The following is a 17631-nucleotide window of genomic DNA, read 5'->3' on the forward strand; positions in this document are numbered from 1 at the left end:
TCGTATTGTAGTAGGTTGTTGTTTAGCTAAATCGTAAAGATACGATAGATTTTGTCGGACAAAAAATTCTTATCGTAATATTGCAATTGAAAAAATGGGACTTATATTTGCAGCATGGGAGTAACCAAAACCGAAATATTCACCGAGCAGCAGAACCGGATTGCGGATCTGGCCAAAGCGTTCTCACATCCGGCCAGGGTTGCGATTCTTCAACTGTTGATTGCAAGGAAAGCATGTGTTTGTGGTGACCTGGTCGATGAGCTCGAACTCGCGCAGGCGACTGTATCCCAACATTTGAAGGAGCTGAAACGGATCGGAATCATTCAGGGTGAAATTAACCCACCACGGGTATGCTATTGCATTAACCCAGTCGTATGGGAGGAAGCACAAAAAACTTTTGGCTCTTTGCTTGATACGTTTGCCGTTGCTACATCCTGCTGTAATTAAGCAGGGTATTTTTTTGAATATATCAATCGTAATATTACATTTAACCAATAGAAACCATGAACCAATTAAATACGGTGGCCGGCGATCGGGTGACCCGGGGTCCAATGACGTGGGGTGAATTCAAAAGCACCCTAGAACAAAATCCAGATTTACATCTGCAATTCCAGTATGAAGAAGGCAAGTTTGTGGACAGTTCTTACCACATTACCGAGATCAAGCAAGCACCTATTGTTTCGGTGGACTGCGGCGGGGTAATGAATAACTGGACGGAGATTATCGTGCAGCTTTGGGAGCCTTCGGTGAAGGAGGTGGACCGTTCCATGAAGGTCGGCAAAGCACTTAAAATTGTCAACCTGGTTGAAAAAACGCTTCCTTTGGATGCGGATGCAACTGTTAAGATCGAATTCGGAAATTCAAAGTTTGATACGCGCCAGATGTATCCGGGTGAGTTTGTTAGCGGTAGCGAAACATTCACAGTTAATCTTGTTCCGGACTTTACCCAATGCAAGGCGCTCACCCGCAACGAAAGCTGTGGCACAACATCCGCGGAAGGCTCATGCTGCACGCCTGCCCCGGTCAAAGAGGAGCTGGAATTAGCCGTTTCTGAGGCTGCTTGCTGCGAACCTGGATCAGGATGCTGTTAATCAAATTAAAGAATTATGAGCATTCAAATCGATAATGCCAGGCCGGAAGAGAAAGAATCGGTGGTCAGATTATTAAAAGAAGCTGACCTGCTTACCGAAGATTTACCCGGTAGCCTGCGCAATTTTCTTTTGGCAAAACAGGACGGGGTGCTTGTTGGCGTCGCCGGTCTTGAACTCTTCGGGCCCGTCGGGCTGCTGCGCTCAGTTGCTGTCAGCCCAACCCACCAGGCCAAAGGTATTGCCGGGCAGTTGGTCGGTCAGCTACTTAACGATGCTGACAAGCAAGAATTGCAAGAGGTATATCTGATCACAACCACAGCTGATCATTACTTTGACCGGTATAGTTTCGCGCCAGTTAACCGTGAGCATGTGCCCGAGGCCATTCAGCAAACCAGACAGTTTAGCGGCCTTTGCCCATCTTCGGCTGTTGTCATGAAACGTAATTTAAAGCATCAAAACGCATGAACACCCCACGGCTTTCTTTTTTAGACCGTTATCTGACTTTATGGATCTTTTTGGCCATGCTTATCGGTGTGTCGATCGGCTATTTCTTGCCAGGTACACCCGATTTCATCAATCAGTTTAATTCAGGGCAGACAAACGTGCCGCTAGCCATTGGCCTGGTGCTGATGATGTCCCGCCCCTTGCGAAAGTGCGCTATGCAGAGCTGCCGAAGGTGTTTAACAACACCAGGATTTTGGCGCTCTCACTGTTTCAAAACTGGATTATAGGCCCATTGCTGATGTTTGGCCTGGCCGTAATCTTTTTGCCGGATAAGCCGGAATACATGACCGGGCTAATTATGATCGGCATTGCCCGATGCATCGCAATGGTCATTGTCTGGAACGACCTGGCTAATGGAGACCGCTTGTATGCAGCAGGGCTGGTGGCTTTCAACAGCATTTTTCAGGTATTGTTCTATTCTGTATATGCCTACGTGTTTGTGACGATTTTGCCGCCTCTCTTTGGACTGAAAGGGTTTGAACAGGGCCACCTGGTGGTTAACATTACCATCGGGCAGGTTGCGCAAAGCGTTTTTATCTATCTGGGTATCCCATTTATGGCGGGTATCATTTCCCGGATTGTATTAACCAGGCTGTTTAGCAAAGCATGGTACGAGAAAAAATTCCTTCCCGCCATCAGCCCAATCACCTTAATTGCTTTGTTGTTCACGATTGTGGTCATGTTTAGTTTAAAAGGGCAGTTGATTGTAAGCATACCATTTGACGTGTTGCGCATTGCGCTACCGCTGACGATCTATTTTGCAATCATGTTTTTCTCGGCCTTATACCTTTCAAAACGTGCGGGCGCGGATTATGCCAAGTCGACTTCCCTTGCCTTCACTGCTGCCGGTAACAACTTTGAGTTAGGTATTGCAGTTGCCATCGCTGTGTTCGGGATTGATTCGGGCGCGGCTTTCGCTGCGGTAATCGGTCCGTTAATCGAAGTGCCGGTACTGATTCTGATGGTCAATTTCGCGCTCAAACAGCAAAAGAAGTTTTCTGTTTAAGGCTCCTGTTATGAAAGATGGACTATATGATCTGATTATTATCGGTGGCGGGCAAAGCGCCTTGTCGTGCGGCTACTTTCTGCGCAGGACAAACCTGAAATATATCATCCTGGACGACCAACGCCAGGGTGGCGGCGCTTGGCAACTCGGCTGGGATTCTCTTACGCTGTTTTCACCTGCTGAGCAAAGCTCCTTGCCGGGTTGGATCATGCCTAAATCCGGAAGCGGGTTTCCTTCAAAACAAGATGTACTTGATTATCTGAACGCCTATCAGGAAAGGTACCAAATCCCAATACAGCGAGGTATCAAGGTAATCAGTGTCAAAAAGCTGGGCGGCATTTTTACGGTAGAGTCTGACCAAGGAAATTATCAGAGCAGGGTGATTATCTCAGCCACCGGCACTTTTCAAAACCCTTTTGTTCCAGATATTCCAGGAAGGCACTTGTTTACAGGCCAGCAGCTGCATTCATTCGAGTATAAAAACCCGCTCCCTTTCAAAGATAAATCCGTGTTAATCGTCGGCGGGGGTAATTCCGGGGCGCAAGTCCTGGCCGAAGTTTCCAAGGTCGCAACCACGGTTTGGGCAACAGCCAAAGAGCCGCAATTCTTACCTGATGATGTGGATGGCAGGGTGCTTTTTGATGTGGCATCGGCCAAATACCATGCAATGAAAGAAGGGAGGGAGTTTAATGCGGCCCAGTACAACATAGGCAATATAGTCATGGTACCCGCCGTGAAGGAAGCACGCGCCCGTGGCGTGCTCCAAGCACGCGATACCTTCAAGGAGTTTTATGAACGCGGCGTCATCTGGCATGATGGCAGCAGCCAGCCATTTGATGTGGTGATCTGGTGTACTGGATTTGGCTTTGCAACACGGCACCTGAAAGGCTTAGGCATCTTAAATCAAGACGGCAAAGTTGACTGTGAAGGAACGAAGGCCTTGAAGTTAAGCGGGCTCTGGCTAGTGGGTTATGGCAGTTTCACCGGTTTTGCATCTGCAACATTAATAGGCGTAGGCCGTTCTGCCCGTCAGACTGTCAATGAAATTATTGAATACTTAAATAATGATTTATGAGAATTGCCCTTTTTTCAGATATACACGCCAACCTTCCGGCATTGGAAGCGTTTTTCAAAGATGTTGAATCCAGAGATACCGACGCTATTTATTGTTTGGGTGATCTGGTCGGTTATAACATCTGGCCTAATGAAGTTGTAGACCAGATCAGAAAGCGGGGAATCCCAACCATTGCCGGCAATTACGACTTCGGAATTGGAAGAAGCAGCGATGATTGCGGCTGCGCCTACAAAACAGACGACGAAAAGGAAAATGGTAAAGTATCAATTGCCTATACAAATGAAATCATCAATGACGAGCAGCGGGCTTATCTAAAAACGCTACCGGCACACATCCGTCTGGACTTCCAACTCAACGACAAGCCGTTATCAGTGCTTTTAGTACATGGTAGTCCCCGCCGGATCAACGAGTATTTATTTGAAGATCGCGACGAGAAAAGTATGCTGCGGATCATGGAGCAAGCCAGTGCTGATGTGATGCTTTTTGGGCATACGCACAAACCTTATCATAGAATTCTGGACTCAGTCCAGCAAGATGGAACAGATCATTTCCGTCATGCGATCAACATTGGCTCGGTAGGTAAACCAAAAGATGGGGATCCCCGGGGCGGTTATGTAATCCTTCATATTAATGCAAATGCATCCATTTCGAGCAGGGAAAGTGTTACCGTTGAATTTATACGCTTTGACTATGATGTTGAAAAAGCGGCCAAGGCCGTAGAGGATAGCATCCTTCCGGATGCATATGCAGAATCATTACGCCTGGGAAAATGAAAATAGCGCTACTATCAGATATCCATGCCAATCTCCCGGCTTTTGAGGCGGTGTTGGAAGACTTGGCAACAAAAAGGCCCGAAGCTATCTACTGCCTGGGTGACCTGGTGGGCTATAATGTGTGGCCCAACCAGGTAATCGGCCTGGTTCGTAAGCATGGTATCGCGGCCATTGCAGGAAACCACGACCTGAAAGTTTCAAAAATACATCCTTCTGAAGGTAATTGCAGCAAAGAGGAAAGTAGCGAATATGCCTATAAACTGGTCGGAAACAAGGAAAGGGATTATTTGTTGACACTCCCCAGGCATCTCAGGTTAGAATTTCAACTCAATGATCAGCAGCTGAGCATGCTGCTTGTTCACGGTAGTCCGCGCAGCATCAACGAGTATCTGTTGCAGGAGCTACCAGAGGATTATATGGTGGAACTGGTAAAGGAATTTAACGCCGATATCCTTTGCTTTGGACACTCTCATATGCCTTATCATCGGATCATCAATTCAGGTCGAGACGGCAGTGACCATTTCCACCACCTGATCAATACGGGTTCTGTGGGCAAACCCAAGGATGGGGACGCGCGAGCATGCTACGTGCTTTTAACGATTGACCAGTCAGCGGGCTTCCGTTCAGGTGGAGTTTGTCAGGATTCAATACGATCTCGAAAAAGCGGCGCAAGCTGTTGAGCTCAGTCTGCTTCCCAACGCCTTCGCCGATAGTCTTAGAAAAGCATATTAGCCCTAAGGAAAATAATGCCGAAACCACTTACTTCACCCGCCAGTGTTTCAGTAAGACCTTCAACTGCGAACTTGCATGCACTATACAGTCCCATCAGTGATACGTATTTAAGCCATTTGCTTGACGATAAAATAGTTTTCCAAAATATTTTTCGGGAAATTTAAGATTGTATTGGGATCAGGGTCATTGAAATAACCCCCTAAACGGAATACAGGAAGTATCAGACTCAACGATTATGCCTGAAAATAATGACAAAATGGACGTCGGCTGGATGGACACCGACGATCTGAGGAAGCACCATAAACGGGGCCGTGCCATTTGGTCGGGCATACCTGTCTCACTTTTCATTCTCTTTTTTTTGCTTTCATTCGGAATGCTGGGGCTGCCCGCCATTTTGCCGGTCGGAATTGCCGCATTTTTGTTTTATAAATTCTCAAAACAAGCCTGCCGACTTCCAAAATGGATCTATACCATTGCATTTTTGCTGCTCGGATTCCTGATGTGGAGTTTTTTTGCAAATGGTCCGTTGATTTCGAATCGGGTGGCAACGTGGATATTCCGCTATTCTGGATTGGGTGCAACGAGTGGCGAGCCGACGGTACTCGTTTCGGAGGATATTGCGCCAAGGCAAAGTCAGACACAGGTGGTGGCCGAAGACAGTCTGGCCAGCCAACCAGGTCAGGTCACGGCTGAAAACATCAGTCCTGAAATACCGGCGAATTTGCCCGTCGACCAGGAAGAACCGGCACCAGCCCAAGTAGCTGCGGCCCCGGATCAAGAGGCTTTTGATGCTTATATAAACAGAGGTTTGAAAGCGGTAGAGGACGAAGAATACAGCGTGGCCAATCAGAATTTCAAAAATGCATTCAACGCAAACCCCCGGCACCCCAGGCTGCAGCAACTCGCTGCCGAGTTCCGGAAATCGGCTGACGAGAAATGTCAGGATTTTAAAAACGCGAATGCAAAAGAGCTGAGCCACATTCCAAACAACTACTATCAATATGCAGCCTCACTCACTCAAACGGTACCTTTAAAATGCGATTAACCATTTACCTGACTTTCCTGTTGCTATTTTTAAATGCCGGACTAGCCTGGTCACAGGAGAAGTTTACAAAAAAAGAGCTCTATTCTGTTTGGATGATTGCCGAGGAAAAGCTCGATGCAGGCAGGTTTAATGAGGCATTGGCATTGTATAAGTCTTATCCGAAAGATTCAAGTTTCATGTTGCGGACACGGCAGATCAATATCATTAATGAACTGGTAAAAGAAGGGGAAAGGCTCTACAAAAAGGAGCAGTATGCCGAAGCACTGGATAAGTTTAAGGAGTACCGTAAATTAAGAGATATCGGGACACTGAGCTTTTTTGAGAGTAAGATTGAAAACTGTCTCAACCAGATCAATAAGGGCAATGTGACGGAATTAACGACTCAGCAACGCGTCATTACCGGCTTTGAGTTTGCGCACCGCGGGCGGCAGAAACTGAGCAAGCTGGACACGACCGGCGCAAAAAATGATTTCATAAATGCCAAAACACTGGGTGGAAATTCGAATAGCACACTCCGCGAACAGTATGTGGAGGGGTTCAGGATTGCCGAAGAACTTTCTAAATGGGGAAGTAAAAATCTGGGCAGTACCACAAAAACACGCTCGCCATATGAGGAGCTAAAAGCACTGGAAACATACCGCGAGATCCGCAATATCGACATTCCTGAGATTGAAACCAGGATCAGAGAATTAAGCAGTGGGCTGGAGGGGAAAGAATCTCTTGCGGAGATCGCCAAACTTTGTGATATCGATCTTCTGATCCGGCATGTTGAATCGAACAAATCGACAATTAAAACGTCGGATTTTCTAATTACCAGACTCAGAGAGTTCAAAAGTACCCGGCAAAAAATAGATATCCTCAAAAAGAACAAAACAAATGCAGAAACAGTCAGGAGTGCCTACACAAGTCTGATTTCCTGGACCGACGAGCTTCCAGTGGAGATCCGGGAAACAATGAAAGGCTGCATTCAGAATGAGTATTCCAGCTATGTGGCCGCGCTGCCGACCGCATCCACCCCGAAGCCAGGCTTTACTGCGGATTGTGGCGGGCTGGAAAGTTTCACGCGGGGAGTAACATTGGTGCGCCGGGAACTTGCCAACTGCAACATTGTGCGCTCAAAAAGAATTTGGAGGGAAACTGTTGCCTTTCTCAACGGATGCAATAATGCAGCTGTGATTCTAAGAGCACATGCGAGCCTCGGCGACTCGGTCAGCAGGTTTGCCGAAAGTGACAGCATTCTGGTAGGTTATCGGAACAAAATCGAGGACTCTAAAAAAATAGGTGAATGCGCCAAGACCGCGGAAGTCTACGAGCAAATGAAGTCGGTTCGGACTTGCAACCAGGCCGCACTCAATGAAGAGATCAAAAGCGGGTTGGAGCAGGCCAAAAATTGCAAAGGCGGCAGCTGGTGGAGGCCACAGCTGATCGGAAGTTTTGCAGCCGTAGTACCTGAATACAGCGTGGGAGGCGTAAAAAGAGAGATGGCAACCGGCTGGATGGCTTCAGGCGGGATCGCATTGGCATATATCGACCATAAGAATCTGGCCGAATTCCAGGTGGGTGTGGAGTACTTTCAAACCAGCTTTTATTCCACCGGTACCACTGGATCTACCTTGGAGGATTTTTCGATTACCGGTATAAATGCGTCGCTGGGCATCAAGCTGCATCTTCCAAATACCAATCCGGGGAAGCTACGTCCCTATGTAAGATTTGGCCCCGAATTGCAGGTCCCGCTGACTTATAAATACGAAAACCACACCACATTCACAGAAAGTGATGATGTGCAAGACCTGCAGAAAAGTATGCTATTCTTTTCCGCAGGTTTGGGATTAGAGATTCAAAAAGTACATTTCGGAGCGTTTATTGAGGCTTTTGGGGCAGCCGGATTAGGCAGTATTTACAAGTCAGAGGTGCCGCACCTTTCCACAACATTCCAAAAGATAGAGGCAGGGTACAACAGATTCGGGGTCAAGATTGGCGTACGTTTTTGGTAGGAGTACAGAATTTAAGCATGCCTGAGCTTCGGTCAGCTTCCTTAATGACATGTACACGGTTATCATCGCTCCAATTTTCCATTGCAGCCAGTACCGGTAAGGCGTTTCTCTCCTGACACTTCTCCCGCGCCCGCCTAGTGCTGTCGTCTATGTTCCTTTCGACGGGCCCGGCTACGGGAGGATGGGCCGTTTATCCGCCGTTAAGCGCTTTGCCGCAGGCACTTCCCCGTTCAGGCGCAGGCATGACGTTGTGGCTACAAGTATGGCATTGTTTATTGTATCACAATTGCTGGGCGGCATCTATTACATTACTACCGTCATTAACCTGCGCACGGCTGGCATGACTTTCGACCGGTTACCGCTCACCATCTGGTCGTTTCTCATCACAGCCGTGCTGGGACTGATCTCGTTTCCCGTACTTGTTCCAAAACAAACTACCGAGATAAAGCCTCATACGCTATTTACCGCAGGCTGTCCAGAGCCTTTTGTGCAAAGATTTCGTCATTGGCCGGTGAAGATCCGCCTACGCCGATACCGCCAATGATTTTTCCATCTTTGATAATCGGAAGCCCTCCCTGCTGAACGGCAATGGCGAAGGAGCCTGCCCCGGAAGGTATTATTTTAGCATTAAGCGGCGTTCCGGCCGCCGCCGCATCAGCGGCTGCTTTGGTAGGCATGCCAAAAAGAATGGCTGCGCGTGCTTTTCCTTGGGAACTGGTCACAGCCATACTGATGGCGCCGTCCATTCTTTCGAAAAATACCAGGTCGCCATTGGCATCCACGATACTGATTGCGACATTGGCGTTGGCAGCCTTGGCAGCTGCGGCAGTGGTTTCGGTTAGTGATCTGGCAGTTGCCAAATCCATCAGTGCAGGCGCGCCGCCGCGAGGCGGACCTTGGGCGAAAGCGGAGCTTGTGGCACAAATGCCGACTGCGACGTAAAATGCAAATGCTAGCTTTTTCATGTTTGGATTGTTCGTTAGATTATTGAAATGGTTGTTAATTTCCTTCACCTTCCTTGACATCGGTGTTTTTTATGCTCTTGGTTTTTCGTTTGACTTCCATGCCCATCCTGCCGATTTTGTAACTGAAAGTAAGTCTGATACCCCTGTTTATAAGTTGGTTCCTGGTTCTCTGGACAAAAAGTGGCGAGGAGAAATCGCCGGAGACCTTGATGCTTTTACTGAAAATATTGTCCCCGGTTATCCCCAAACTTCCTTTGTTGCCTTTGAAATCTTTTCTGAAACCCAACGAATAGAGCATGTATCCACCCATTCGGCCCTGTAACTGAAGCGCTTTTCCGTTGAACATTCCATTGGCCTGAACCTTCCAGTTATCGGGTAGCGATAACTGGGTCATAAAACGTTTGTTGGCGTACCATCCCTTGTTGGTCAGGTTTACATTGCCTCCGTTCCGGCCGGGTGAAACGCCATTCAGTACTGCGTAATACGTATCGACACTTCCGTTGATACTCCAAATAGGGAGGATCTGCCAGGATGCATAAAGGTTCGCACCATAATCCTGTTGTTTGCCAATGTTTTGGTACGTGGTTAGCGTCGCACCTTCGATAGAGTCAATGGGTATGCGGACCTGCGAGATCGCGCGGGCAGTCTGCCGGGTAAAGACTGCCGCGTTGATGTAAAATTTCCCAATCGCCCCGCTCGCAGAGAGCTCGAAGTTATCTGTCAGTTCCGGCCTTAACTGAGGGTTGCCGGTCATCAGGTTTTGCGGGTTGACGATGTTGACATTCGGGTTGAGCTGCCCGATACCGGGTCTCTGTATACGCCGGTTGTAGCCGCCCTTCAAGGTAAACAATCCCAACGCTTTTGATATAGCTATGCTTGGGACCAGGTTCTGATAAGTTGGAATGTCGATTCTTTCCGTTTCAGCTGTGGACGCTTCAATGGTGGTCATCTCGTACCGGGCACCTGCTTTAACAGTCCATTTTGACTTGGTCGTGAGCATGTAACTCAGATAAGCTGCGCCAACATTCTGGGCGTAGTCCAGATTGCCACCGGCGATGTTAAGGTATTCGGCACTGGTATCCGCCGTCGAAAAAATGTAACTGTAAGTGCTTTTGACAGATCTGAAAATACCTTTCGCCCCGAATTCCAGTAGCTGGGATTTGTTGACCGGGGTAGTAAAATCTACCTGGATAGTAGCTTCCTGGTTATTGCCTTTATTGTTGTTTTCCTGGGTGCCTTGCAGCTGCCGTGACCCAGAGAATAGAGAAGCATCGGAATTGTTGGTCAGGTCTGCCCGGCTGTATAATGTTGAAATGCTCAGCTCTGTTTGGGGTTTGATGATTTTGATATAGTCCAGGTTCACATCTACCGAATTGGAAAGATCCTTACTGTCGATATCCCGGCCAGAGAGTTCAGGAGCTGCATTGCCATTTTGCTGACTGACAGACATATTCTGTTTCCTTGAAAAAACCCTGGTGCCAAACCTGATACCGGCTGAGAGCGATTCATTCTTTTTCAGATCATAGTCCAGTCCCAGGGCATAATTGCCAAATCCTCCCAAATGTTTTGCCGTTGAATATTGACTGGTCACGATCTGTTCCGCCAGGGTTCGTTGCGTAAAATCGTAGATTGCTTTGTTGTAGATCGCTCTTCCCGAGCCGTTCAGGTTGATGCCGAATTTTCCTTTCCGGTAACTTCCGTTCAGGCCCAGCGTTGACGCACGGTTTCCAATACCACTGTCAATGGTTAGGGACATGCCTTCGAGGTTATTCTTTTTGGTGATAATATTGATAATGCCGCCAGACCCTTCGGCGTCATACCTGGCCGATGGAGATGTAATGACTTCGACCGATTTGATCTGGTCGGCTGGAATTTGTTTCAAAGCATCAGCGACACTGGCTGCCAAAATGGTCGAGGGTTTATTGTTGATCAATACCCAGATATTCTGGCTTCCACGCAGCGATACGTTACCATCCAGGTCCACCGAGAGGAGCGGGACGTTTCGCAGGATTTCTGTGGCATCGCCTCCTTTGGCCGTCAGATCTTTTTCCGCATTGTAAACCAGGCGGTCCACTTTTTCTTCGATCAGCGAGGCTTGTCCTGTAACGGATACTTCTTTTAAAAGATGTGCTGAAACGGAGACTTTGACATTTTTAAGTGCAATCGTATTATCGTCTACCCTGGGGATCAAAATCAGTTTTTCATTGTAACCCATCGAGGAGATTTTAATGGCATATGAACCGGTAGCCAGTTCATTGAGCGTAAACTTACCCTTCTCATCGGACACAGTTCCATCAATAGGTTTGATCAGATCCGATGCGTTGTATAATGCTACCGTCACATACTCTACTGGATTTGCCCAGATACTGTCAACCACATTTCCTGTGATCTTTCCCAAGCCTTTTTCGGCTGTTTTATAGTCCGGTCTGAGAGTAGTCTGGGCAAAACCGGTCGCGCGGATGCCGGTGAGCAAACAGGCAATCAACGCCAGAGCGTGCGATATTTTCATAGGAGGTACATTGACGGATGAGAAAAGTAAGCCAGCAGGTCTAATTTTGTTTGAATTCTCCGGTAGCACGCAGCTCAACTTCATCAGCCACTGTACTGGAAGCCAGTGATGTACCTACCTTAAAGTCCTGGCGGTCGATTTTGGTTGTGGCCTTAATGCCCAGAATCGGCTTCCCGGTTTTCTGGTCGGTGTTTGGCCCCAGCAGCGTAACGTCCATAGTTACCGGTTTGGTGGTACCCTTGATGGTCAGGTTCCCTGTCATTGTATATTTGCTTCCGCTTACCTTTTTGAAGGATGTGCTTTTAAACGTCAGGGAGGGGAATTTGGCGGTATTAAAAAAGCTATCCCCCTTCAAATGCCCGTCCCGCATTTCATTTTCCGTATTGATGCTGGCCGTTTCAGCACTCATTTCAAAGATCGCGTCCGAAAGATCTGGTTTGGAAGATGAGATCACGGCCTCGAAATTTTTGAAGTTTCCATCTACTTCTGATATCAGGTTGTGCGTTACTGTGAAACCTACTTTGGCATGAGCTTTATCCATCGACCAGATTTGTGCATGGGTCAGAAATGGTAATAGAATAAGTGCGAGCACGGTGACTGTCTTTTTCATGATTTTAGTTTTTAGGTTAAAAGGTTATTCGAATCGGGGTGGAATGTCTGCATTTAAAATTATGGGCGGGCCGGATGGCTGCTGTATTGGATGGCTGCATCCAGTATCTGACTTGTTACGGCAAGCTCCTGTTGATCGCGGGGTGAATAAATCAGCATATAAGTTCTGGCGACCCTGTCTACTCCGTTGGCCAGGCCGTGTAATTCCCCCCATCCTTTTTCGATCACTTCTTTGGTGTCGCTCGGACTGAGGATCAGATGTATAGAGCCATCGAATGCGTGGATGTGACCGATTTCGGCATGCGAAAGGCCAACGACGGTCTGGTTTCCTTTGGTTGGGTCTGCCAAAAAAATCCCGGGGCTATGCTTTTCCAGATAGGAGTTTTGATACACCAACTGACCATGTGAACCTTCTATCGCGGCGTCAAATAGCTCAGTCTGTTTCTTTCTGATTTGCCCGGTGTTGTGCTGGTCAGTTTGGCGGTGGGGCACGGCAAACGGGGCAATGGAAGGTTTTGTTCCCGGACGTTTTGGTAATGGTTTCAATGAAGCCAGGTCTCCGTTTTTACCAATGTATGAACTGACCCTGCCCACATCCAATGGATCTCTCATGGCCATTCCCATCTTTTTCACCGTCCGGTAACCTTCCAGGGTGTGAGGTAAGCCCCCAATGCCCAGGGCAACCCAGGCGAGATAATCCTGATATTCCTGTGGAGTAAGGCTTTTTTGTATTGCGGAATCAACTGACCCTTGCAATTGGACTGTATCACCTCCTTGCTTGCCGGTACGGATCTCGGATTGCTGAGCAGAAACGAACATGTTGGAAAGCAGGCAGAGAACTGTAATGATCAGGATCGTTTTCATCATTGCGACAACTGTTGATTGGTTTCAAATGTTGTTGCAAAGTAAGCGCTGCCTGACGGGTTGTTGTTAGTACTTTTTACAGGGATAATAGCACTTTTCGCTATAGGTCAAACGCTTTTGACCACCTACAGAACAATGGACTTACGAAATTCGGAGGGGGTGGTTTGGGTATGTTTCTTAAAGAAGCGGTTGAAGTAAGACAGGTTATCGAATCCAAGCCGGTAGGCAATTTCTGCAATCTGCAAAGGGGTATGGATCAGGTATGCCTTAGCTTCCAGCAAAAGTTTTTCCTGGATCATCACCGAAGCCGTTTGTCCGGTCACCTTTTTAACTGAGGAATTCAGATAATTCGGATTCATGTTCATCATTTCAGCAATTGCCGAGACGGAAGGCATGTTGGTTTGCTTGCCGGCCCCGAGCTGGACAATGTAAGATTCAAGATGTTTTCTGAACAAATTATACAGCAGGCGGTTTTCTTTTGTTTTAATGGTCAGTTTGCCGGTATTGGCCTCGTAAATTCTTTTTACCTTTTGCAGATAGACATGAAGGAGATTTTTGAGCATTTCGGTCTTATCGGCGTAGTGAGAACCTATTTCTTCAATCAATTCATCGGAAAGCAGTTTAAGGTTTGATGCCTGCTGATCGCTGATCGCGAGCGGAAAAGCCGCGTCTGCAGTAAAATAGGGGTACAGGCTTTCATATCCGGGACGGACAGGATCCAATTGCAAAAAGTCCTTTGAAAAATACACAACATTACCGTACAGCCTTCCCGACCGGCTCCAAGATTCTAGTTTTCCCGGGTAGCTGAAAATGAGGGTGTTGGCTACGATCTCAGTTCTTTTATTCTCGTACAGATGAAAGAGATTTTCGGAGGTCAAATGAATGATCCGATAAAAGTTGGTCCGGCATAAAGGCATGTTCATCAGCCTCTTGTCTGGCTGGTCCTGCAAGCGCATACACATGATCTCATTGTTAACAGGCTCACCAAGCCCATAAACCCTGAAAAAATCTGAGATCGAGTTTAATACCGGTATATGTTCAGCAGTTTCTGGCATAAGACTAAATTACTGGATTTCTGTTTGCAGATATGCCCGAGTGACGCATTTCTTAAGATATCCGGCCATTGGCAGCTGACAAAAAACGAAAATCAAGCAAGACTGTCTTGAGCCGAATGCGTTGCCCCACTAAATTTTGTGCTACAAGCCGGTCCATTCTTTCGCAAAGCTGGTGTATTTACTGTTAAAGCCCTGTGCTATCATGTCCGCAAGTAGCTGCTTATAAGTCGTCTGTGGCCCGTAATTCCAGTGAATGTATGGAATAAAGTGATCAAAATTGGTCGAATGCTCAGAGGTGGTTGGGGTATTCAGACTTGGCAATACATCCAAATGGATATATCTCATTAAATAATTCAGAACTTTCAGTTTGCATGCGCTTTACCGGCTGCAGTTTCATGGTTAAGAGGAATGGATTGACAATGCCTGACAGTCAATCAGGCCGCAGAAAGTATAATCATAACTGAGCCTGCAATCATGACTATCGCTCCAAATAGCTTCTTGCGAATATCTCTTTCATTGAAAAAATGATACCCCAGGAAAATGCCTCCAATCGAGGAGAGTTGAAACAGCGACAACGCGTATCCAACTGGAAGATGAATTAGCGAATAGATAGTCGTGATCAGCATTACACCCGCACACATTGCCAAATACAATGATTTGGTTATATCGCCGGGTCTTATTTTTCTTATCTCAATTTCCGGGTTGGTCCTGTAGAGCAAAAGAAAGAAAAATGAAAAGATCGTTCCAAACAAACACCAGCTGATCGTCGTCGCGGTCATGGAAGATAATAATGTGATTTTTTTAACGAAAATGGCCTCTATCGCAGTCAGGATCAGAGCTAGAAGCCGGTATTTTATCTCGGTCCTCAATAAAATCTTCCAGGAAAATCGCTCCTCTTTGGTATCCAGAACAAAATAGCTTCCATAAATAATCATCATAACGCCAGATAAACCCCAAAGACTCGGTATTTCTCCCAACAACAGAAATCCTCCCAGAATGCCAATGATGGATTTATAGGCATTTATTGGGCCAAGCACCGATATCTCTCCCTTTTCCAGCGCCCTAACCAAAAAGCCATTTCCCAAAGCGCCGAAAATGCCCGCCAAAATAGAGTAGAGCCAAAACTGTGGAGGGAAGCTTAACCAATTGATTCTTGGTGCAAATCCAAAGCAGGGAATGGATAAAATAAGATAGGTTAGGAAATTAACGGTTAACGGATTTATACCTCGATTGACCAGTTGTTTTTGAAGCACATTACCCAATGGATTGGACAAAACCCGTAATGTAACTGCAAGCGAGGTGAGGATACTTTGGATCAATTCCTTATAGTTGAAGTTATTCTGATCAATAAGAACTGTTGACCCTTTGACCTACTGTGTGTCGCGGTAGTTATATTACCAACTGCTTGAAGGTAAATTTGCATCACCAAAAGATGTAGGCAGAACGTGGGTTTGTAAGTGTTTTTGTATATCCGCTCACAAAAGAATTGTCAAATCTTGCCGTTAACAATATCTTTTCAAATAGTGAGTTACTTCTATAAAAGTAAGTAAGATTATGAGAAAGCTAACCTCCACCAATTTTTACAATCAGACGTTCCTCGAAGAGAAGTGCAGGCTCAACGAGTTGATCAATCTGCTCAGCAAGCGATGGCTTACCGAAGTGATGTTCAGCATCGAGGAAGGTAATAATCGCTTTTCGAGTCTAAAAGACGACTTGCGACATATTAGCGACAATGTTCTGGCTGACAGATTAAAGCTTCTGGAGCAGCACAAACTGATTATCCGGAATGACAACTTACCGGAAGTTCCTTCCAGGGTCGAATATGCTTTGTCAGCTACCGGTATGCAATTGAGTGCTTTGCTGGATGGATTGTGTCACTTTTCCGAAAATGACATGGAGTTCCCGTCATAGCGCGGGTGGCCTTGGCCAGACTCTGAGAAGAGCTCCAAGAAAATGCACTTAGAAAATTGTTAGTTGGAGAAAATAAGGTTTATACAAAAACGGGCTGTTATTTCGCGGAGATTTTTAAATACATCCTAAACGTTTAATCAATGACCCAGTTCAGAAAGCTGCTTTTGGCAGTAACGATTTTTAGCGTGAGCGTATCGGCATACGCGGCCAAACGCCAATTTTATCAGATAAAAGTATACCACCTTAAAAACGAGGCCCAGGAGAAGAAGGTAGACGACTTTTTGAGACAGGCGTATCTTCCGGCATTGCATAAAGCAGGTATATCGAAAGTAGGTGTTTTTAAGCCAATTGTCTCTGGGGAATCAAACACGGTAAGCGAAAAGCTGATCTACGTTTTTATTCCATTCCGTTCTTACGGGGATTTTTCCAAACTGGAACAAAAATTGATTAAAGACGTGCAGTACCAAAGCGCTGGCAAAGAATATCTCGATGCATTGTTTAGCGAACCGCCCTATGAGCGAATTGAATCTATTTTGCTGAATGCTTTTGAAAAAAGCCCCCAATTCGAGCTACCCCAACTTACTTCACCGATGAAGGACAGAGTTTATGAATTGAGGAGCTATGAAGGGCACACCGAAAAAATCTCGAAGAACAAAATTGAAATGTTCAATAAAGGAGATGAAGTCGGGCTATTTAAAAGACTTGGGTTCAATGCCGTTTTTTATGCCGAAGTGGTGTCAGGAAGTCGTATGCCTAACCTGATGTACATGACTACTTTTGAAAACAAGGCTGCCCGTGATGCGCATTGGGACGCTTTTGGAAAAGATGCCTATTGGAAGCAGCTTTCAGCTATGCCCATCTATCAGAAAAACGTGTCGCGTAACGATATGAAATTCCTTTACCCAACGGATTATTCTGACATTTAACACGGTACATCACTTTTAATGTGATCCGGGTTTAGGCTCTCATAGCATAAGCCGTTGCAAGTATACCTTTGCAACGGCTTATGCTATTCTGAATGTACATTGGTTTTACTCCCGCGCGCGCATCTGCGATCTCAGGTTGGAGTCCTTTCATGATAGTACTTTTCGCAAGCGCTTTTTTAGTGTAAAGTTTCGGAAAATGCTAACAGGTTTACGTTCGTTATAGACTAAATCAATAAACTGCTCATTTGTGTAAAAGAAAATACTAATTAAATCATTGCGGTCTACTGAGGCATTTCGTTTAATGATAAAATCTTCTTTTAAATTATACCGGTGGATAATCAATCTGAAATCTGTTCCAAATTCTATAATCTTACATATATCCTTGTCCCATATCAGCAGGAATCGTCAAACAATTGTCGAAAACAGGAATATCGAATTGAGCTGAAAATTCAGCTATGAAATTGAAGTTCGGCTTTGATGTAAATTCAAAAATCATTTTTTCGGGATGCATTTTTCGGGTTGTCCGTAAAGGTAAGAATGTGCTTGCTAAAAGTTTTAAATAGTAATTTACA

Annotated in this window: 17 protein-coding genes and 2 pseudogenes; 12 read left to right on the plus strand and 7 right to left on the minus strand. The window is 46.2% G+C overall.

Features of this window, described 5'->3' with window-relative positions; translation table 11 throughout:
* The first annotated feature begins 114 nt into the window (after positions 1–114).
* The 10 genes and pseudogenes from ON006_RS05480 to ON006_RS05525 form a co-directional block, all read left to right on the plus strand.
* Entirely contained in the window at positions 115–447 is a 333-nt protein-coding gene (locus ON006_RS05480) for an ArsR/SmtB family transcription factor (RefSeq protein ID WP_244819483.1), read from the plus strand.
* 56 nt (positions 448–503) lie between these two features.
* A complete protein-coding gene (locus ON006_RS05485) occupies positions 504–1091 on the plus strand; it encodes a DUF6428 family protein (RefSeq protein ID WP_244819482.1) in 588 nt (195 codons plus the stop codon).
* A gap of 15 nt (positions 1092–1106) precedes the next feature.
* A complete protein-coding gene (arsN2, locus tag ON006_RS05490; RefSeq protein WP_244819481.1) occupies positions 1107–1556 on the plus strand; it encodes an arsenic resistance N-acetyltransferase ArsN2 in 450 nt (149 codons plus the stop codon).
* Positions 1553–2601 (plus strand): annotated as a pseudogene (arsB, locus tag ON006_RS05495) (ACR3 family arsenite efflux transporter). Before arsN2 ends, arsB begins: the two are co-directional and overlap by 4 nt.
* A gap of 10 nt (positions 2602–2611) precedes the next feature.
* Entirely contained in the window at positions 2612–3676 is a 1065-nt protein-coding gene (locus ON006_RS05500) for an ArsO family NAD(P)H-dependent flavin-containing monooxygenase (RefSeq protein WP_244819480.1), read from the plus strand.
* Positions 3673–4449, plus strand: a complete 777-nt coding sequence (locus ON006_RS05505) for a metallophosphoesterase family protein (RefSeq protein ID WP_244819479.1) — start codon at positions 3673–3675, stop codon at positions 4447–4449. The genes ON006_RS05500 and ON006_RS05505 overlap by 4 nt, the downstream gene beginning before the upstream one ends.
* Positions 4446–5129 (plus strand): metallophosphoesterase family protein, encoded by a 684-nt coding sequence (locus ON006_RS05510; RefSeq protein ID WP_310590183.1) that lies wholly within the window; start codon positions 4446–4448, stop codon positions 5127–5129. Before ON006_RS05505 ends, ON006_RS05510 begins: the two co-directional genes overlap by 4 nt.
* A gap of 287 nt (positions 5130–5416) precedes the next feature.
* Entirely contained in the window at positions 5417–6226 is an 810-nt protein-coding gene (locus tag ON006_RS05515; RefSeq protein WP_244819478.1) for a hypothetical protein, read from the plus strand.
* The gene (locus ON006_RS05520; RefSeq protein WP_244819477.1) at positions 6217–8220 is read left to right on the plus strand and encodes an autotransporter outer membrane beta-barrel domain-containing protein; all 2004 of its coding nucleotides are present in this window, start codon (positions 6217–6219) and stop codon (positions 8218–8220) included. The genes ON006_RS05515 and ON006_RS05520 overlap by 10 nt, the downstream gene beginning before the upstream one ends.
* Before the next feature lie 146 nt (positions 8221–8366).
* Positions 8367–8644 (plus strand): annotated as a pseudogene (locus ON006_RS05525) (cbb3-type cytochrome c oxidase subunit I); the annotation flags it as partial.
* Positions 8645–8681: 37 nt separating this feature from the next.
* On the opposite strand, the gene ON006_RS05530 reads toward ON006_RS05525, so the two are convergent.
* The 7 genes from ON006_RS05530 to ON006_RS05560 all read right to left on the minus strand — a co-directional run bounded on the left by ON006_RS05530 (position 8682) and on the right by ON006_RS05560 (position 15475).
* Positions 8682–9185: a heme-binding protein gene (locus tag ON006_RS05530; RefSeq protein WP_244819476.1), complete on the minus strand. Its 504-nt coding sequence runs from the start codon at positions 9183–9185 to the stop codon at positions 8682–8684.
* Positions 9186–9219: 34 nt separating this feature from the next.
* Positions 9220–11694 carry a TonB-dependent receptor gene (locus ON006_RS05535; RefSeq protein ID WP_244819475.1) on the minus strand — a complete coding sequence of 825 codons (2475 nt, stop codon included), beginning with the start codon at positions 11692–11694 and terminating at the stop codon, positions 9220–9222.
* A gap of 40 nt (positions 11695–11734) precedes the next feature.
* Positions 11735–12304 (minus strand): YceI family protein, encoded by a 570-nt coding sequence (locus tag ON006_RS05540; RefSeq protein WP_244819474.1) that lies wholly within the window; start codon positions 12302–12304, stop codon positions 11735–11737.
* A gap of 59 nt (positions 12305–12363) precedes the next feature.
* A complete protein-coding gene (locus ON006_RS05545) occupies positions 12364–13170 on the minus strand; it encodes a luciferase domain-containing protein (protein WP_244819473.1) in 807 nt (268 codons plus the stop codon).
* A gap of 122 nt (positions 13171–13292) precedes the next feature.
* A complete protein-coding gene (locus tag ON006_RS05550) occupies positions 13293–14222 on the minus strand; it encodes a helix-turn-helix domain-containing protein (RefSeq protein WP_244819472.1) in 930 nt (309 codons plus the stop codon).
* A gap of 141 nt (positions 14223–14363) precedes the next feature.
* Positions 14364–14567: a hypothetical protein gene (locus tag ON006_RS05555; RefSeq protein WP_244819471.1), complete on the minus strand. Its 204-nt coding sequence runs from the start codon at positions 14565–14567 to the stop codon at positions 14364–14366.
* A gap of 89 nt (positions 14568–14656) precedes the next feature.
* Positions 14657–15475 (minus strand): EamA family transporter, encoded by an 819-nt coding sequence (locus tag ON006_RS05560; protein WP_244819470.1) that lies wholly within the window; start codon positions 15473–15475, stop codon positions 14657–14659.
* 301 nt (positions 15476–15776) lie between these two features.
* Between ON006_RS05560 and ON006_RS05565 the strand changes: the two genes are divergently transcribed.
* Both ON006_RS05565 and ON006_RS05570 read left to right on the plus strand, forming a co-directional pair.
* The gene (locus tag ON006_RS05565; RefSeq protein ID WP_244819469.1) at positions 15777–16133 is read left to right on the plus strand and encodes a winged helix-turn-helix transcriptional regulator; all 357 of its coding nucleotides are present in this window, start codon (positions 15777–15779) and stop codon (positions 16131–16133) included.
* 140 nt (positions 16134–16273) lie between these two features.
* Positions 16274–17059, plus strand: a complete 786-nt coding sequence (locus ON006_RS05570) for an NIPSNAP family protein (protein ID WP_244819468.1) — start codon at positions 16274–16276, stop codon at positions 17057–17059.
* Positions 17060–17631 lie beyond the last annotated feature (572 nt).

The organism is Dyadobacter pollutisoli (assembly GCF_026625565.1).
In the GTDB taxonomy this organism is placed as follows: domain Bacteria; phylum Bacteroidota; class Bacteroidia; order Cytophagales; family Spirosomataceae; genus Dyadobacter; species Dyadobacter pollutisoli.